A 16,233-nucleotide genomic window follows, 5' to 3' on the forward strand; every position below is an offset into this window, starting at 1 on the left:
ATGAAATAAGCTTTTACACGAAAGGTGGTATAAAAATGCCAAGTAGTTTGCAAGAGATCAAGGTTCAACTAGATTCACATGTTGGACAAGAAGTAACCGTAGTTGCCCAAGCAGGTCGCAAAAAGATTACGGAACGTTCAGGCATTTTAAGGTCAACATTTCCATCACTATTCGTTGTTGAATTAGATGAGGATGCTAATTTTGAGCGTGCTTCGTATAGCTATACAGACATATTAACAAAAAATATCGACATTACATTTGCTGATTAATTGCCCAATTGTGGGCTTTTTTTGTATCAACAAGTGTTTTTGTCTGTTTTAAATCGTGTTATCATGATATAGTACGTCCAAAAAATTACAGGTTGTCAGCAGATGATCGGCATCTGCAATATGAAATAAAACACTATGAACAAACAAGTTATTTATGCTATTTTAACAATCCTCCTAATTCCAATCGGGATTTTTTTAGTGTTTGTTAACATGGCTGGTGAAACGAGCGTCCCTGACAGCAAACCTGTTGTCATTGCTACTGATAACATTGCTTATCAACAGATTGCAGCGGCTATTGCTGGTAAGCATGGTAAAACGGAACTTATTTCAAATGTTACTGATCAAGCGCAAAAAACAAAATTTAAAAAGTCTGAGTTGATTATCACTGATACGCATGAAAGCCAGTTGCTAACGCGTGCCAAACAATGGGGGGTGTCCGCAAGATTAGTGATTGCGAGCGACTATATTACTGACGGTAAAAACTATCGCAATGTTTATTTGAGTCCCCAAACAACTTTGAACATGGTGACTAAAATTACGGATCAACTGAGTGATATGGATCCCCGCAATCGTAATAGTTATGTCGCCAATAAACAAAGCCTTTTGAAAAAAACGGCTAAATTAACATCAGTATTTCAAAATTTGAAAAAAAGTAAAAATGTCACCTATTTAGCTACTAATCAATCGCAAGAATTAATGATGACACAATTGGGCTATCAATCAGCAAGTAACGATGTTGACAAACTTGATGATGATGCTATGACAGCATTAGAGAAAAAAATGAGTGACCAAAAAATTGATTTTGTGTTGACGGCAACGCAAGATCAGACGAATCATGATAAACAATTAATCGCAGCAGCAAAAAAAGATAATGTACCCGTTGTAACATTTAACCAAGTTTTACCGCAAGACGCTTACATTTGGTCTTGGCAATTATCACAATTACGACTAATACAAAAGGCGCTTGCACAATGAATGCAATTATAGAGACACACCAACTAACAATCCGTTATGGCGATAGGGCCATTGCGTCTGAAATAAACGTTGATGTACCGGCAGGCAGTTTTTACGCCATTTTGGGTGAAAACGGTGCTGGCAAAACAACGTTTATTAAAACGATACTTGGACAACATCATAATTATGTTGGCAATTTGAATGTCACTACGAAATCCATTGGCTTTGTACCGCAGTTTAGAGATATTTCGCGAGACTATCCGCTCAGTGTTGCGGAATTTGTTGGTCTGGCTTTTAATAGTGGCTGGCATTTATTTAATAATCGCTCAGAAAAAGTAGCTATTCATAAGGCACTGCAAAAAATGGATTTAGTTAATATTGCTGATCAACGACTGGGTTTGATATCTGGTGGGCAAAGACAAAGAGCATTTGTCGCTCAAGCACTAGTTAAGCAACCAGAATTACTGATTTTAGATGAATCAACAGCCAGTTTAGACCATGAACACAAGCGACAATTACTGACAGCAATTGTACGGTTACAAAAAGAAACCGGATTGACGGTTTTATTCATCACACATGAGTTGACCTTAGTTTCTGATTTTGCCGATGGTTTTTTGCTGTTTGATGCTGGAAACGTAACGCAGGGAAATGCACAAGCATTAAAAAAAATAACGGTTGATATGACACTTACGCATCCTGAAAATGAGGTTCATTATGTTTGAATATAGTTTTATGCAGAATGCTTTTGTCGCTGGTACCATTGTTAGTATTGTTGCTGGCGTTATTGGTACGTTTGTGGTTGCCCGAAATTACGCTTTTTTAACCCATTCCCTCAGTGAAATTGGCTTTGCCGGTGCTGCTTTTGGTCTATGGATTGGATGGCCGGCTTTACTTGGTATGATGGTCGCAACAGTTGCCTCGTCAGTCGCTATAGGTGCATTGGAGTCAACATATACTAAACGTGACAATGTGACCAGCGCTATCTCTGCGTTAGCAATTGGATTGGGGATTTTGTTTCTAGCATTAGGGCACACATCATCGAGCGCTGCAACGGGTATTTTATTTGGGTCAGTTTTGGGTATCAGTCATCATGATTTGTATCTGCTTTTGGTGCTAGCTGCAATCGTTTTGGTCACACTATTGTTTAATTATCGGACACTACGGCAGTTGTCTTTTGACGAGCAGGGGATGTTTATGCAAACACGACGACAACAAGGGGTACGTTATGTATTTCTTGTCATGATTGCCTTGTCTGTCAGCATTTCATCCCAATTAGTGGGCTCATTATTAATATTTGTTCTGGTTACACTACCAGCTGCTAGTGCTAAATATTATGCCACCACTACTGTACAATTAATGGGAATGGCAATTATTTTTGCGTTGTTTGGAACTTGGGTTGGTTTGAGTGTTGCCTATCTAACTGAATTGCCAACCAGTTTTTTTATCGCAATTATTGAGGTTTTGATTTATTTAGGCTCTGTATGGCAGTTTAAACGAAAGGCTTAATTTCCGAACTATTACTAGAAAATAATGCTATAATTAGAGGTAATTGTTAATAAAAATCAAGGAGGAAACGGACTAGTCTAGTGCTTGAGTCCGTCACATACTATGAAAACACGTCGCTCAGATCGTTTGGTCGATATGGCGCGCTACATGCTTGAGCGCCCACGCAAGCTAATTTCACTATCTTACTTTGCTAAACGCTATGAATCAGCTAAGTCGTCTATTTCAGAAGATTTATCAATTCTTAAACGGACTTTCCAAGAGCGTGGGACTGGTTTACTTGAAACAGTTCCTGGTGCTGCCGGTGGGGCACGATTTGTGCCTTCAATGTCTGAAGCAGAAGCCAAAACATTTATTGAAGAAATAAGACAATTGGTTAATGACGAAACACGTGTTTTGCCTGGCGGATATGTTTATTTGTCAGATTTATTGGGAAGACCAGACATACTACGCCAAGCTGGCCGATTGATTGCAACACAGTACCTTCGAGATGATATTGATGCTGTTATGACAGCTGCCACAAAGGGTGTCCCATTAGCCCAAGCAGTTGCTGAACAGCTTAATGTACCTTTTGTGATTGTTCGTGATGATGCCAAAGTCACAGAGGGGCCAACGGTTTCTGTTAATTATTTGACAGGTTCTTCAAAGCGGGTTGAGAAAATGGAATTGTCCCGTCGCTCACTCCGAACAGGTTCACGGGTTTTGGTGGTTGATGACTTCATGAAAGCCGGTGGGACAATTCAAGGGATGCAGACATTGGTCGGTGAATTTGATGGGACAGTCGTTGGGACAGCTGTTTTTGCTGAAGGTCGCTCGACGACACGATTGTTAGATCATTTCACGTCATTATTACATGTTGATACTAACCTCAAAAATGGCGACCCAATTTTAGTAACAGCGGGCAATTATTTAGAAGAAATCTATAGTCATAAGGATTAATGTAAACATGAGTAAAGACGAGATTAACGTACTAATATTAGCTGCTGGGCAAGGTTCACGCATGAAATCGGCGACGCCAAAAGTGTTGCATCGTGTGGCTGGCCAAACAATGATTGACTGGGTACTGGCGTCTGTTTCAACATTGCATGCTAGTCAATTGATTACAGTGATTGGTGTTGGTGCGCAACGCGTACAGGAACATGTTGGTGATCGCAGTAAATTTGTTTCACAAATGGTACAACTTGGTACAGGTCACGCAGTACAACAAGCACAATCAGAATTAAAAGACAGTGATGGTGTGACATTAATTATGTCAGGTGATACACCGATGTTTCGTCCTGAAACACTTTCAGAATTGGTGGCTGAACATCAGAACAGCAATAATGCTGTGACTGTATTGACTGCAATTGCTGAGGATCCCACTGGTTATGGTCGAATCGTGCGTGGTGATGATGATACTGTTATTAAAATTGTCGAACAAAAAGATGCCAGTGTGACCGAACGACACATTAAAGAAATAAATACTGGTGTTTATGTTTTTGATAATCAATTGTTGTTTGATGCTTTGTCAAAAGTTGAAAATAACAATGCCCAAGGGGAATACTATTTACCAGATACACTAGATATTTTGAGACATGATGGTCAGCAAATCGGGGCCCATACTTTACATGATTTTACAGAGTCATTGGGTGTGAATGACCGCGTGGCATTGGCTACTGCAAATCAAATTATGCATGGACGCATTAACCATGAGTTAATGGTTTCAGGTGTTGAATTGATTGATCCTACCAGTACTTACATTGATAAAACAGTGAAAATTGCTGCAGATACGGTGATAGAGGGTGGCGTCACAATCCTAGGAGATACAGTTATTGGAACGGGCAATTTAATTACCCAAGGATCACGAATTGAAAATAGTCTTATTGGTGACAACAATGTCATTACTGCATCTCATTTGGAATCAGCGCAATTGGCAAATGGTGTTACCGTTGGACCATACGCTCATTTAAGGCCACAAACTGACTTGGCCGACAATGTTCATATAGGTAACTTTGTTGAAGTGAAAGATGCTAAACTAGGTCGCGACACAAAATCTGGTCACTTGACCTATATTGGTAATGCAACAGTTGGCGAAGATGTCAACATTGGTGCCGGATCAATTTTTGTTAACTATGATGGTGTCAATAAGTTTTATTCAACAGTTGGAGATCATGCATTTATTGGATCAAACACAAAAATAGTAGCGCCTGTTTCGATAGCCGATGAAGCAATTACGGCGGCAGGTTCAACAGTTACAGAAGATGTCCCGAAACATGCGATGGCTATTGCACGTGAAAGGCAGACGAATAAAGCTGACTTTTGGGCACGCATGCCACATAAACAGTAAAAAAAGAGCTCATGAGCTCTTTTTTGTTTGAAATAATCGTTTGGCAGTCAATAGCCAGGCAACTATGGCGAGTGTCAATGAAAAATACAGGCTGTTGTGCATAGCAGTCATAAATAAGGATGGGTGCTGTGGATCGTATGTAGCGACACGGTGACCAGCTTGTCGTGACATCAAGAGGAATAAAATTGTTGTGGCAAAAATGTTACCAAACACAAAAGCGACATTACGTCCCAATGCATTGATTGATCCAGCAATGCCCAAATATTGTTTGTTAACACTGGCCATGACCAAGGCACTATTCGGTGATTGGAAAATACCTGCGCTCATACCAGTAAAGAGTAATATGGTAACGATTAACCAAATGGGCGTTGCTTGTCCAAAAATTAGAAAGCCTATTTGAGAAACTATCAATCCTGAAATACCAATTAAAGTAATGATTTCTTTGTTATAACGATCAGAGAGAATACCTGAAATGGGTGCAAAAACAAACATTGATGCGGGTATACTCATCATTATGATGCCAGCCATTCCCGCAGACCAGCCTCGAAAATTTTGTAAATAAAATGGTGTCAAAATATTGACGTATGCGTTGACTGTGAAAAACATGGCACTTAGAACGACACTAACGCCGAAGGTATGATTATCAAAAATATGTAGATTGAGTAGCGGCGAAGGACTGTGCTTTTCTTGCCAAATAAAACTAGCAAAGGTTAAGCCACTGAGCAAAAGTAAAAGCCAAACTAAGATATGATGCCAACCTATACTTTGACCGCTGTTCATGCCTAAAAAGAACAATAGCATAGTCATGAGTAGTTGACATGCACCTAGCCAATCAACTTCACTGAGTGTGCCTAATGGCTTTTCTTTTGGAAGATAGCGATTGCCTACCCAAAATGCTATGGCACCAATAGGGACGTTAATCCAAAAAATATATGACCAGTTAGCAATCGACAAGATGAGACCACCAATTGCTGGGCCAGCAATTGAACCTAAGGAAACGAACATTGCAATAATTGACATAGCGCGGGCGCGTTGATTTGGCGGGAAAAGAGTCGATGTGATACCAAAAGAATTACTCATGGTCATTGAAGCGCCAATCGCTTGAAAACTACGTGCAAAAAGTAAAAAAGGTAATCCTAAATTAATGCCAGATAATAAAGAACCTATTGTAAAAATCATCATACCGTAACGAAAAATGGTTGTTTTACCTAATAAATCGCCAAGCCGTCCAAATAAAACAATTAGACCCGAGATAATCACTAAATAGATAGTGACAACCCATGTAGCTTGACTTAGAGGGATGGCTAATTCACGCGCAATTGTTGGTAATGCAACATTAACGATTGACCCGTCTAATGTTGACATAAAAGTAAATAGTCCAATCGATACAAGTGCGGGTATTTTTTGCTTTTCAAACATTGATATTTTTCTCCCAATAATGTTAACTGAAAATGATTTTTAATCAGCAAAGTGAGTAGGTATGGTAATATTATACATGAGGAAATTTTATGCAAATAACAGGTGAACGTGCGTTGGCTAACATTGCTGATGCAGCATTTTATAACAAATCAATAACTGTCGAGGATGGACAAACTGTGCCAATTGATGCGCTCATGAGCGAGTTAGCCCAGCATGTAACCGACGAAAACTTTATGCAAGTTACGCTTAATATCAATGGCGGCATTGAGGCGGATGGGACCACACTAAGTCTTGAAACAAATGTTATCAACTTACCGCTGCGTTATCAAAATCAGTTACGAAAAATGATTTTGCCAGACAGTGAAGCACTTGTTGTCAATCTGTACATGATTGTTGAGAATCCCCTTGTTAGTCAGTCAAGACTGAAGATTGCGTTAGTGAGTTCGGTTTCAACTTATGAGGATGATACTGACAGTGCACAGGCAAAGATTGCAAGTTGGTTTGATGAACAGTTAGCACACATTGTCTCAGAGCAAGCATCTGCAGAAACAGAAGCCCAAGCTGATGTTGAAATATAAACGGTATCAGTCCACTATGGCGACTTCAGCCACAACTCGTCCGATATTTTCAGCCTGATTGTAGGTAAAGTCGAGAATGTGATCGGCAACATTAAATTTAACACTAACCAGTTGACCAAGGCTGTATGTCTCAATCACATAAGCAGCTAATGCTTTTTTGTCTTTCAAATCAGCATTTGCAACGAACAAATCATCTAAACTAGTGTTTTTAGGTGCAATGTGATGGTGGATGAAATGTTGCGTTATTTTAGTTATTTTTATCATGCTTATAAGTATAACGATTTCATAACTAACTGTAAATATCGCATCATTAAGGGCTTAAGATGATCATCTTAAGTTGACTATTGTTGATATATTTGTTATCATTAATTTATGCGATGAGTCGAAGCGCTTGAAAAATTAGCGCCGAAGGCGGTCTGCCGTGTTAAGTCACAAATCTCGTATAGATGCAGATGATGAGTGTGTTGTGGAACTATCTCATCTCACCATGACTAACAGTGTTAACACTGAGGTGACGCGACTTTATTATTAGTGTGACAACTAGTAATCGCCCGTCAGAGCGCATCTGGCATGCCAAACTAAACAACTAGCCTTTAGGTTAGTTGTTTTTTTATGCAGTTTTTCAGGTATAATGAGTGTATATAATCATTATGAGCGATTGAGAGGCACCATGTCAGAAACAAATAATAAGTATTTAACAGTATCAGCGCTTTCTGCGTATTTAAAACGCAAATTTGATGCGGATCCTTATCTCGCAAAAGTCTATGTTACAGGTGAAATTTCCAATATGGGGCGACGGCGTGGCCCGCATCTCTATTTTTCTATTAAAGATTCAGAGGGTAACGCTGTTATTAGCGCTTCGATGTTTGGTTATCAGAAACGAATCAAATTTCAACCTGAAGAAGGCATGAAAATTAATGCTGTGGGTCGCGTGGAATTGTACGAACCACGTGGTTCGTATTCATTAATTTTGGAGTCGATGTCACCAGACGGTGTGGGAGAATTATTTTTAGCCTATGAACAATTGAAGAAACGATTGCAGGCAGAAGGATTATTTGATTTACCTAAAAAAAATATTCCGTTATTTCCTAAAAAAATAGCAGTTGTCACATCACCAACCGGTGCAGTTATTGAAGATATTGCCCGTACGGTACAACGTCGATTTCCAACGGCACAAGTTATTTTATTTCCCGCAGTAGTGCAGGGAGACAAAGCTGCGCCAACAATTATTCGGCAGCTCAACAGAATTGATGCTATGGCATTTGACACTATTATTGTGGGTCGTGGTGGTGGTTCCATTGAGGATTTGTGGGTCTTTAATGATGAACAGCTAGCGCGCACCATTGCCGCACTCAAAACACCGGTAATTAGTTCTGTTGGACATGAGACAGATAATACACTGGCTGACTTTGTGGCAGATCGCCGTGCGGCAACACCAACAGCGGCAGCGGAACTGGCTACACCTATTACGCTTGCCCAGATACAATCCCGATTGCAAGAATTGCAAGTCCGACAGTTAACCAGAATCCAACAAATTATTGCCACCCAAAAACAACGTTTAAACAGAATGACCGAGCATGTCATTTTTAAACAACCAGATCGATTATACACGGGTTACAATCAACGTGTGGATCAAGCAGCTAGGTTATTAGTGCAGCTTACGCATCAACGATTAATCAACGCGCAACACGACTACACGACGCTTGTACATCGACAACAGCAATTACAACAGCATTTATTGCAACCGTCCCAAGAAAAGTTGCAGCTATTGGGCGCTAAGTTGGATCTTGTTAGCCCATTAAAAATTTTAACGCGCGGTTATGCCATTGTGACTCAAAATGAACAGGTGGTTCGTAGTGTGAACGTTTTAAATAAAGATGATGAAATCAATGTGCGCTTAGCTGACGGGAGCGTAGTTGCAAATATTACAGGAGTAAAACATGAGTGAACAATTGACATTTGAAGAAAAATTACAACAATTAGAAACCATCGTAAGTCAACTAGAAAAAGGGGATCGACCGCTGGAAACAGCGTTGGTTGATTTTCAAACGGGCGTTGGTCTGGTTAAAGATCTACAAAAAACACTAAAAGATGCTGAAGAAACATTAGCTAAAGTAATGGATGATAATGGTGAATTATCGGATTTGGAATTAACAAATGACTAATTTAAAGAAATTTCAAAATGAATGGCTGCCAAAAATTAATGCGCAACTGGAAAACGATTTATCTCAAGTTAGCTCAGATGATGATTTGGTTGCCATGATGAAATATGCGGTATTGAATGGCGGCAAACGTTTGAGACCATTACTAACCTTGATGGTTTTAGAGAGTTTTGAACAATTGATAACACCTAGCCAACTCAAAATTGCTACGGCAGTGGAATGGATCCACTCTTATTCATTAGTACATGATGATCTACCGGCAATGGACAATGACCTGCTAAGGCGAGGCAAACCTAGTGTACATGCCTTATATGGTGAGGCAAATGCCATTTTGGTAGGGGATGCTTTGTTAACCGGTGCTTTCACTGTTATTCCCCAGGCATTGACGGTGTCTGGGGCGCCAGCGTCGGAATCGATTGTATTGATCACACAGTATTTATCGCAAGCCGCAGGAGCAAACGGTATGGTGCTTGGACAAATACATGACATGCAGAATCACGACGGTGCCGAGAGTGATTTTGACCAAGAAAGTCTATTATCATTAATTTATCAACCTAAAACCGCGGCTTTATTGCGTTACGCTGCGCAAGCAGGCGCGCTTTTGGTTAAAGGTAGCGCAAATGATGAGACTTTTAATCCTGACTTGGTAACGAAAATAGCTGACTTTGGAGAAAAGCTTGGATTGGCCTTTCAAATTCAGGATGATCTGGATGATTTTCAGCAAGATACAACTGAATCAGTCAATGCGTTACCACATCTAGTTGGCGTGACGACTGCTGAGCGGATGCGCGATGATTATTTGAATGATGCCTATAAAATTTTGAATGACATTAAATTGAATGACCAGCGTTTTCATCCAGAGTTGTTATCAGAATTAATCACTTTTATTGGAGATAAATCATGAGTGTTGATAAAGAACGTGTCGATGTATTACTAGTCCAACAGGGTCTTTTCGAATCACGTGAACAAGCAAAACGCGCTGTTATGGCTGGTGAAATTCTTGGCGAAAATGAGGAGCGTTTAGATAAGGCGGGGCAAAAAATACCAGTCACAACCGAACTACATTTCAAGGGTGAAAAGTTGAAGTATGTATCCCGTGGTGGTTTAAAACTGGAAAAAGCTTTGAACACTTACGATTTATCTGTACAAGATAAAATTGTCTTAGACATTGGTTCATCAACTGGTGGTTTTACGGATGTCTCGTTGCAAAATGGTGCTAAATTAGTTTATGCTTTAGACGTTGGGACCAATCAGTTGGTATGGAAATTGCGTCGAGATGCGCGCGTTAAAGTCATGGAGAATACTAATTTTCGTTACGCCAAATTGACTGATTTTACGTTTGGACAACCAGATTTTGCTACAATCGACGTTTCATTTATTTCTCTGGGGCTCATTTTACCGCCACTCGCTGACATTATTGCGAAGAACGGGCAGGTTGTCGCGCTGATCAAACCGCAATTTGAGGCTGGACGTGAACATGTTGGTAAAAATGGTATTATCAAGGATTCATCAGTTCACCGCGAAGTGTTGCAGCAGACAATTACCATGATGGTGCGTGAAGGTTTTTCAGTTGAACACTTGACTTTTTCACCAATTAAAGGTGGACAGGGAAACATTGAATTTTTGGCTGTGCTGCAACGCGTAGAAGAACCAAAAATCGCTGATGATATTGATATTGATCAATTGCTGATATCAACTTACCAACAGCTAAATCACACAGGAGATGCCAATGAATAAAAAAGCTCGCCAAAAAGCATTGGTTCAACTCATTCAAGAACATGCTGTCGGTCGTCAAGAGGATATTGTTGCACATTTTGAAACATTAGGAGAAATGGTCACCCAAGCGACTATTTCGCGCGATATAAATGAATTAGGATTGATTAAAGTGCCAAATTCACATGGTGGATTTTTATATCATTTGCCGAAACAAGATGATCGACCACATTTGCAACGATTACGTCGTATATTACAACAAGCCTTTTTGAGCCAAAGTGCGCAACGGGGTATGGTCATGATAAAAGTGCAACCTGGCAATGGTCAGTTGGTAGCAAACTTATTTGAGCAGGTTCAGTTTCCAGAAATATTTGGGACACTAAGCGATGACGGTTCTGTACTCGTATTATTAAAGGACGGGGTGCCATCAATCCAAGTTACCAGCATGGTTCAAAAATTATTAGAAAAATAGTAGAAAGGAAATGTATCTGCGATACCAATTAACTTATGCTAGAAGATCTTATTATTGAAAATTTTGCTATTATAGAAAAAATTGAATTACAGTTTGAGACAGGTATGAGTGTTTTGACCGGTGAGACTGGCGCCGGAAAATCAATTATTATTGATGCTTTGTCGATGCTAACCGGTGGCCGAGCAAGTTCTGAGATGGTGCGGCATGGAAGCAAAAAGGCCACCTTACAAGCTATCTTCAGCTTGCCAAAAAATGAACAGCTTTATAAATTATTGACGGAAGCTGGCATTGATTTTGATGATAATGAATTAATTATTTATCGCGAATTAACGCAAAATGGTCGCAGCACAATTCGCGTTAACAGTGTTCTTGTTAACTTAAAAACATTGGCAATGATTGGCAGCTTCTTAGTTGACATTCAAGGTCAAAATGACACACAACAGTTGCTCAATCAAGATGAACATTTGCCATTATTGGATGCATTTGGCGGCGAAAAATTGTCTCAAGTACGTTCAGATTATGGTCGTACTTTTCAGGACTTTAGGGCAATTACGGCACGTATTCGGAAATTACAATCCTCGCGACGTGAAATTACCCAACGACTTGATTTATTAAAATTTCAACAAGATGAACTTCAAGAAGCTGACCTTCAACCTGACGAGGAAAATCAATTACTTGATGCAAGGGGCAAATTAAATAATTTCAAAAAAATAGCTGATCATTTACAGAATGTTCAAACTGCGCTTAACGATGAACAAGGTGGTGCAGTTGATTTGTTGGCTGAAGCAATGCAGCAGTTACAGGATATTTCAGCCTATGATACGGTTTATGCAGAACTATCTCAAACTATTTCAGATGCTTATTATACTGCACAGGAAGTTGCACGAGATGTGGCGGAACAATTTAATGATTTAACTTATGATGAGTCAGAATTAATTCGTATAGATGATCGTTTGCAGTTGATTCACACACTTGAACGTAAATACGGCGCCACTGTCAGTGATGTGCTAGCATTTCAGGCTAAAATTGAAAAAGAACTAAGTGTTGTGAACGATGATAGTTACAATGTGGAACAATTGCAGATTAAACAAAATGATTTGCGACAGATTTTAAGACAGAAGGCAATCAAACTTCACGAAGTTCGTCAGCAAACAGCCCGCCGGCTTGAGCATGATGTTAACCAACAGTTACAAGATTTATTAATGAACGGGGCAGAATTTGCGGTCCATTTTGAGCCGATTGAAGGTTTTATTGCCTCTGGGAGTGACAAGGTTATTTTTTACGTTCAAACCAACAAGGGCGAAGGCATGGCACCATTGGTCAAAATTGCGTCCGGTGGTGAAGTTGCGCGTTTAATGCTGGCGTTGAAAACGACGTTCACCAAACAACAACGAATCGTTTCGATTGTATTTGACGAAGCTGATACCGGTGTTTCTGGTCGCGTGGCCCAAGCCATTGCAAAAAAAATGCAAACAATTGCCAAAGGATCACAAGTATTAGCAATTACTCATTTGCCACAGGTCGCAGCGGCTGCAACTCACCATTTTTTGATCGCAAAAACAACCGAAAAAGATCGCACACTTACTCAAGTCACACCGCTTGATGAAACAGGACGTATACATGCCATTGCAATGATGTTATCGGGAGATAATGTTACCGATACTGCTCTGGCTAATGCGCGTGATTTACGAGAGAAAATCTCAAATTGATTTTGATAACTGTCGTAAAAATTTGCGATAATATACCAAAAAGAGACCATCATGTTTGATTTAATTATCAAACATGATGGTCTCTTTGAATAGATTTTAACTAGCAATAATGAGAAGAAATGCAATGAAAATGACTGCTAAAATGTACATTAGAGGATGAACTTTCTTAGCACGACCAGTTGCGATCATTGTAATAGGGTATAAGATAAATCCTAGTGCAATACCATCTGAAATCGAGTAAGTCAGTGGCATACCAATGACAATCAGAAATGCTGGTGCAGCAATCGCTAAGTCTTCCCAATCAATTTCTCTTAGGTTTTCAGCCATTAATACACCTACAACAACCAAGGCTGGCGCAGTGACTTGTGAAGTGACCACAGAAAGCAATGGCGAAAATAGTAATGCAAACAAGAAGAAGATACCTGTAAATACAGATGTTAAACCTGAACGACCGCCTACGGCAATTCCGGCAGACGACTCAACATAAGCTGAGGTAGGTGAAGTCCCAATGACTGCACCTACCGTCATACCAACGGCATCTGCCATCAAAGCACGGCCAACACGAGGCATTTTGTTATTTTCCATAAAACCAGCTTGTGTTGCTAAACCAATCATTGTACCGGCTGTGTCAAAAAATGTCACGAGTAGAAAAGTGATGACGACTGTAATTAACTGAATTGAATTGATATCACCAATATGCATGACACCTTCACCAAAAGTTGGTGCCAAAGATGGTGCTGGTGAAATAATAGCGGACGGTAATTTGATTAAGCCGGTTAAAATACCGGCAATAGAAGTTAAAATCATACCAAAGAAAATTGCTGCGGGTGTTTTACGGCTCATCAAGACAAAAGTGACAATAATACCAAAAATTGATAACAAGGAGGTTGGTGCTGTTAAATGACCTAAAGCAACCATAGTATCTTTGTTGGCAACGATTAATCCAGCGTCGTGTAAACCGATAAAAGCAATGAATAGCCCAATCCCAGATGCAATCGCTAGCTTTAAGTTTTTTGGAATAATATTAATAATTTTTTCGCGAATCTTGAATAATGTCAAAATGACAAAGATGATTGCTGCAACAAAGACACCTGCCATTGCAGTTTGCCATTTAATACCCATACCAATCACAACTGAATAAGCAAAGAATGCATTGACACCCAATCCTGGTGCTATCGCAATTGGGTAAAGTGCAACAACGCCCATGAAAATTGTGGCTACGGCTGAAGCAATGGCAGTGGCTGTGAAAACTGCACCCTTGTCCATGCCAGCAGCCCCCAAAACAGTGGGGTTGACGAATAAAATATAGGCCATAGACGCAAAGGTAGTGAGACCGGCGATGAATTCAGTACGAAAGTTCGTATTGAGCTCCTCAAACTTGAAATAATGTGCAATCGTTGACATGATTGCCTCCCAAATAATTAGTTACGTAAAACGTACTGTCTTATTCTAGCAGTCATTGGCGCACAATTAAAGTAGAAAAGGTAATAAAATTGCATAAAATAACGAACATTGTATTTTAAAAAGTAATGAAAACGCTTTTAAAACGAACTTTACCGATTTATTGTTCGGCTATACTGACGTTTGTTTGTTGCTTCAAATTTTTAACGATTTTGCGATAGGCTGGAATCATAACGACTAACGATCCGGCCCAAGCCAAAACATTGGCGAGACTAGCACCAAAGAAGCCAAAGGGTCCTACAAGAACAACGGCAGCTACTGTGCGCATAATTAACTCCGCAATACCGGCATAAGTTGGTGTTTTGGCATCGTTTAGACCCTGTAATACATACCGGATAATAAACAGAGCCGATAAGATGTAATAAAAGGCACCATTTGCCCAGAAATATTGTTGTGCTAGGTTCAAAACTTCATGTTGGCCCGAACCAACAAACAGCATTACTGCGAGATCACCAAATAGAATTTCAATAATACCCATGAAAAGACCAAATCCCATGCTCATGAATAGAGCCTGTTTGACCCCAACTAAAATACGGTCAAACTGTTTAGCCCCGTAATTCTGAGCTGCAAAAGTTGCCATTGTAATACCAAAAGACATCAGTGGTAGCGTGGCTACTTGATCAATTCGTTGTGCGGCAGTTGTTGCAGCGACTGCATCTGTTCCCAAAGTATTGAGAGCCCCTTGTAGTACAAGGGCGCCAATTGCGATGATGGAACTTTGAAAGCCCATGGGTAATCCCGCATGAAGATGAATGCGAATGTCTTTGCTATCCCATTTGAGATCTGAGCGTGACACTTGTAGTAGTGGTGAATACTTGTAGATATGCCAAAAACTAAAAACAGTAGAAATTAATTGCGCTAAAACAGTCGCTAAGGCCGCACCACCGACACCTAATTTAAGCCCCAAAATAAACCACAATTCTAAAATAATGTTGGCAATCATGCCGATAATTAGGTAGATGAGAGGAGAACGTGAATCACCAACAGCGCGCAATGCGTTGGCAGTAACGTTATATCCCATTGTGGCAAAAATACCTGCTAAAATAATAGCAATAAAAATAAAAGCTTGGTTTAAGATTTCTGCTGGGGTTTGCATCAACTTGAGCAAAGGATAAACAATCACCAAACTAGCAATTGTAACCACAATAGTTGTAATAGCTGAAACGAGTAAAGTAGATGCCATACTTTTTCGCACACCAGCGATATCACGAGCACCATAGCGTTGTGCTGTAATAATGGATAAACCAGCTGTGAATCCTTGTACAAATCCTAAGATTAAAAACATGATTGAACCAGTAGCACCAACGGCGGCTAATGCTTTGACACCAAGTGTCTGACCGACAATCAGCGTGTCAGAAAAATTATAGAGTTGTTGAAACAGATTCCCAATAACCAAAGGAATTGTAAAAAATAAAATTTGTTTAGCAGGTGAGCCCTGTGTTAGATCTCTCATCCTCAATCACTCCAAAAATTGATATATGTTCTGAATATCTATTCTAACGGAATCATGCTGTATTAGCTAGCATTTTGCACGTTGTTTTTGAAATTTTTAAAAGTGTTTATTTCGTAATTAAAAGTAGAGATAATATCAAGGTTTGAGATTCGTAATATATGGATTGCTGTGTAGCGACGTCAACTCAAAAACGTTATAATATAGAAAGTGTAAA

Annotated in this window: 17 protein-coding genes; 13 read left to right on the forward strand and 4 right to left on the reverse strand. The window is 39.7% G+C overall.

All coding sequences use genetic code 11. The features are described from left to right. The first annotated feature begins 35 nt into the window (after window positions 1-35). From FF105_RS06840 to glmU, 6 genes are all read left to right on the forward strand, one after another. Window positions 36-269 carry a Veg family protein gene (locus FF105_RS06840; RefSeq protein WP_010275621.1) on the forward strand — a complete coding sequence of 78 codons (234 nt, stop codon included), beginning with the start codon at window positions 36-38 and terminating at the stop codon, window positions 267-269. A gap of 135 nt (window positions 270-404) precedes the next feature. Then, entirely contained in the window at window positions 405-1,244 is an 840-nt protein-coding gene (locus tag FF105_RS06845) for a metal ABC transporter solute-binding protein, Zn/Mn family (protein WP_147651941.1), read from the forward strand. Beyond that, window positions 1,241-1,945: an ATP-binding cassette domain-containing protein gene (locus FF105_RS06850; protein WP_010275625.1), complete on the forward strand. Its 705-nt coding sequence runs from the start codon at window positions 1,241-1,243 to the stop codon at window positions 1,943-1,945. Before FF105_RS06845 ends, FF105_RS06850 begins: the two co-directional genes overlap by 4 nt. Beyond that, window positions 1,938-2,729 carry a metal ABC transporter permease gene (locus FF105_RS06855; protein ID WP_010275627.1) on the forward strand — a complete coding sequence of 264 codons (792 nt, stop codon included), beginning with the start codon at window positions 1,938-1,940 and terminating at the stop codon, window positions 2,727-2,729. Before FF105_RS06850 ends, FF105_RS06855 begins: the two co-directional genes overlap by 8 nt. A gap of 102 nt (window positions 2,730-2,831) precedes the next feature. After that, on the forward strand, window positions 2,832-3,665 hold the full coding sequence (gene purR, locus FF105_RS06860; RefSeq protein WP_010275630.1) for a pur operon repressor: 834 nt from the start codon (window positions 2,832-2,834) through the stop codon (window positions 3,663-3,665). Between the two features lie 7 nt (window positions 3,666-3,672). Continuing rightward, window positions 3,673-5,052: a bifunctional UDP-N-acetylglucosamine diphosphorylase/glucosamine-1-phosphate N-acetyltransferase GlmU gene (glmU, locus tag FF105_RS06865; RefSeq protein WP_010275635.1), complete on the forward strand. Its 1,380-nt coding sequence runs from the start codon at window positions 3,673-3,675 to the stop codon at window positions 5,050-5,052. Window positions 5,053-5,061: 9 nt separating this feature from the next. On the opposite strand, the gene FF105_RS06870 is transcribed toward glmU, so the two are convergent. Further along, a complete protein-coding gene (locus FF105_RS06870; protein ID WP_147651939.1) occupies window positions 5,062-6,471 on the reverse strand; it encodes an MFS transporter in 1,410 nt (469 codons plus the stop codon). A gap of 89 nt (window positions 6,472-6,560) precedes the next feature. On the opposite strand from FF105_RS06870, the gene FF105_RS06875 reads away from it, so the two are divergent. Further along, a complete protein-coding gene (locus tag FF105_RS06875; protein ID WP_010275640.1) occupies window positions 6,561-7,049 on the forward strand; it encodes a hypothetical protein in 489 nt (162 codons plus the stop codon). 6 nt (window positions 7,050-7,055) lie between these two features. On the opposite strand, the gene FF105_RS06880 is transcribed toward FF105_RS06875, so the two are convergent. Then, window positions 7,056-7,313, reverse strand: coding sequence for a hypothetical protein (locus FF105_RS06880; RefSeq protein ID WP_010275643.1), 258 nt, complete (start codon window positions 7,311-7,313; stop codon window positions 7,056-7,058). 406 nt (window positions 7,314-7,719) lie between these two features. Between FF105_RS06880 and xseA the strand changes: the two genes are divergently transcribed. From xseA to recN, 6 genes are read left to right on the forward strand one after another with little or no spacing between them, the layout of a single operon-like run. Next, window positions 7,720-8,997, forward strand: a complete 1,278-nt coding sequence (gene xseA / locus FF105_RS06885) for an exodeoxyribonuclease VII large subunit (protein WP_290046510.1) — start codon at window positions 7,720-7,722, stop codon at window positions 8,995-8,997. Continuing rightward, window positions 8,990-9,214: an exodeoxyribonuclease VII small subunit gene (locus FF105_RS06890; RefSeq protein WP_010275647.1), complete on the forward strand. Its 225-nt coding sequence runs from the start codon at window positions 8,990-8,992 to the stop codon at window positions 9,212-9,214. Before xseA ends, FF105_RS06890 begins: the two co-directional genes overlap by 8 nt. After that, on the forward strand, window positions 9,207-10,115 hold the full coding sequence (locus FF105_RS06895) for a polyprenyl synthetase family protein (RefSeq protein ID WP_010275650.1): 909 nt from the start codon (window positions 9,207-9,209) through the stop codon (window positions 10,113-10,115). Before FF105_RS06890 ends, FF105_RS06895 begins: the two co-directional genes overlap by 8 nt. Beyond that, window positions 10,112-10,948: a TlyA family RNA methyltransferase gene (locus FF105_RS06900; RefSeq protein WP_010275655.1), complete on the forward strand. Its 837-nt coding sequence runs from the start codon at window positions 10,112-10,114 to the stop codon at window positions 10,946-10,948. Before FF105_RS06895 ends, FF105_RS06900 begins: the two co-directional genes overlap by 4 nt. Next, entirely contained in the window at window positions 10,941-11,396 is a 456-nt protein-coding gene (locus FF105_RS06905; protein WP_010275659.1) for an arginine repressor, read from the forward strand. Before FF105_RS06900 ends, FF105_RS06905 begins: the two co-directional genes overlap by 8 nt. 35 nt (window positions 11,397-11,431) lie before the next feature. Beyond that, entirely contained in the window at window positions 11,432-13,105 is a 1,674-nt protein-coding gene (gene recN / locus FF105_RS06910; protein ID WP_010275664.1) for a DNA repair protein RecN, read from the forward strand. A gap of 96 nt (window positions 13,106-13,201) precedes the next feature. Here the strand turns inward: recN and FF105_RS06915 are convergent, their stop codons facing one another. Together FF105_RS06915 and FF105_RS06920 are read right to left on the reverse strand one after the other, a co-directional pair. After that, window positions 13,202-14,509: an NCS2 family permease gene (locus FF105_RS06915; RefSeq protein WP_010275667.1), complete on the reverse strand. Its 1,308-nt coding sequence runs from the start codon at window positions 14,507-14,509 to the stop codon at window positions 13,202-13,204. A gap of 157 nt (window positions 14,510-14,666) precedes the next feature. Then, window positions 14,667-16,019 carry an MATE family efflux transporter gene (locus FF105_RS06920; protein WP_010275670.1) on the reverse strand — a complete coding sequence of 451 codons (1,353 nt, stop codon included), beginning with the start codon at window positions 16,017-16,019 and terminating at the stop codon, window positions 14,667-14,669. Window positions 16,020-16,233 lie beyond the last annotated feature (214 nt).

It is taken from the genome of Leuconostoc sp. UCMA20149, from assembly GCF_030400235.1.
GTDB classification, from domain to species: domain Bacteria; phylum Bacillota; class Bacilli; order Lactobacillales; family Lactobacillaceae; genus Leuconostoc; species Leuconostoc pseudomesenteroides.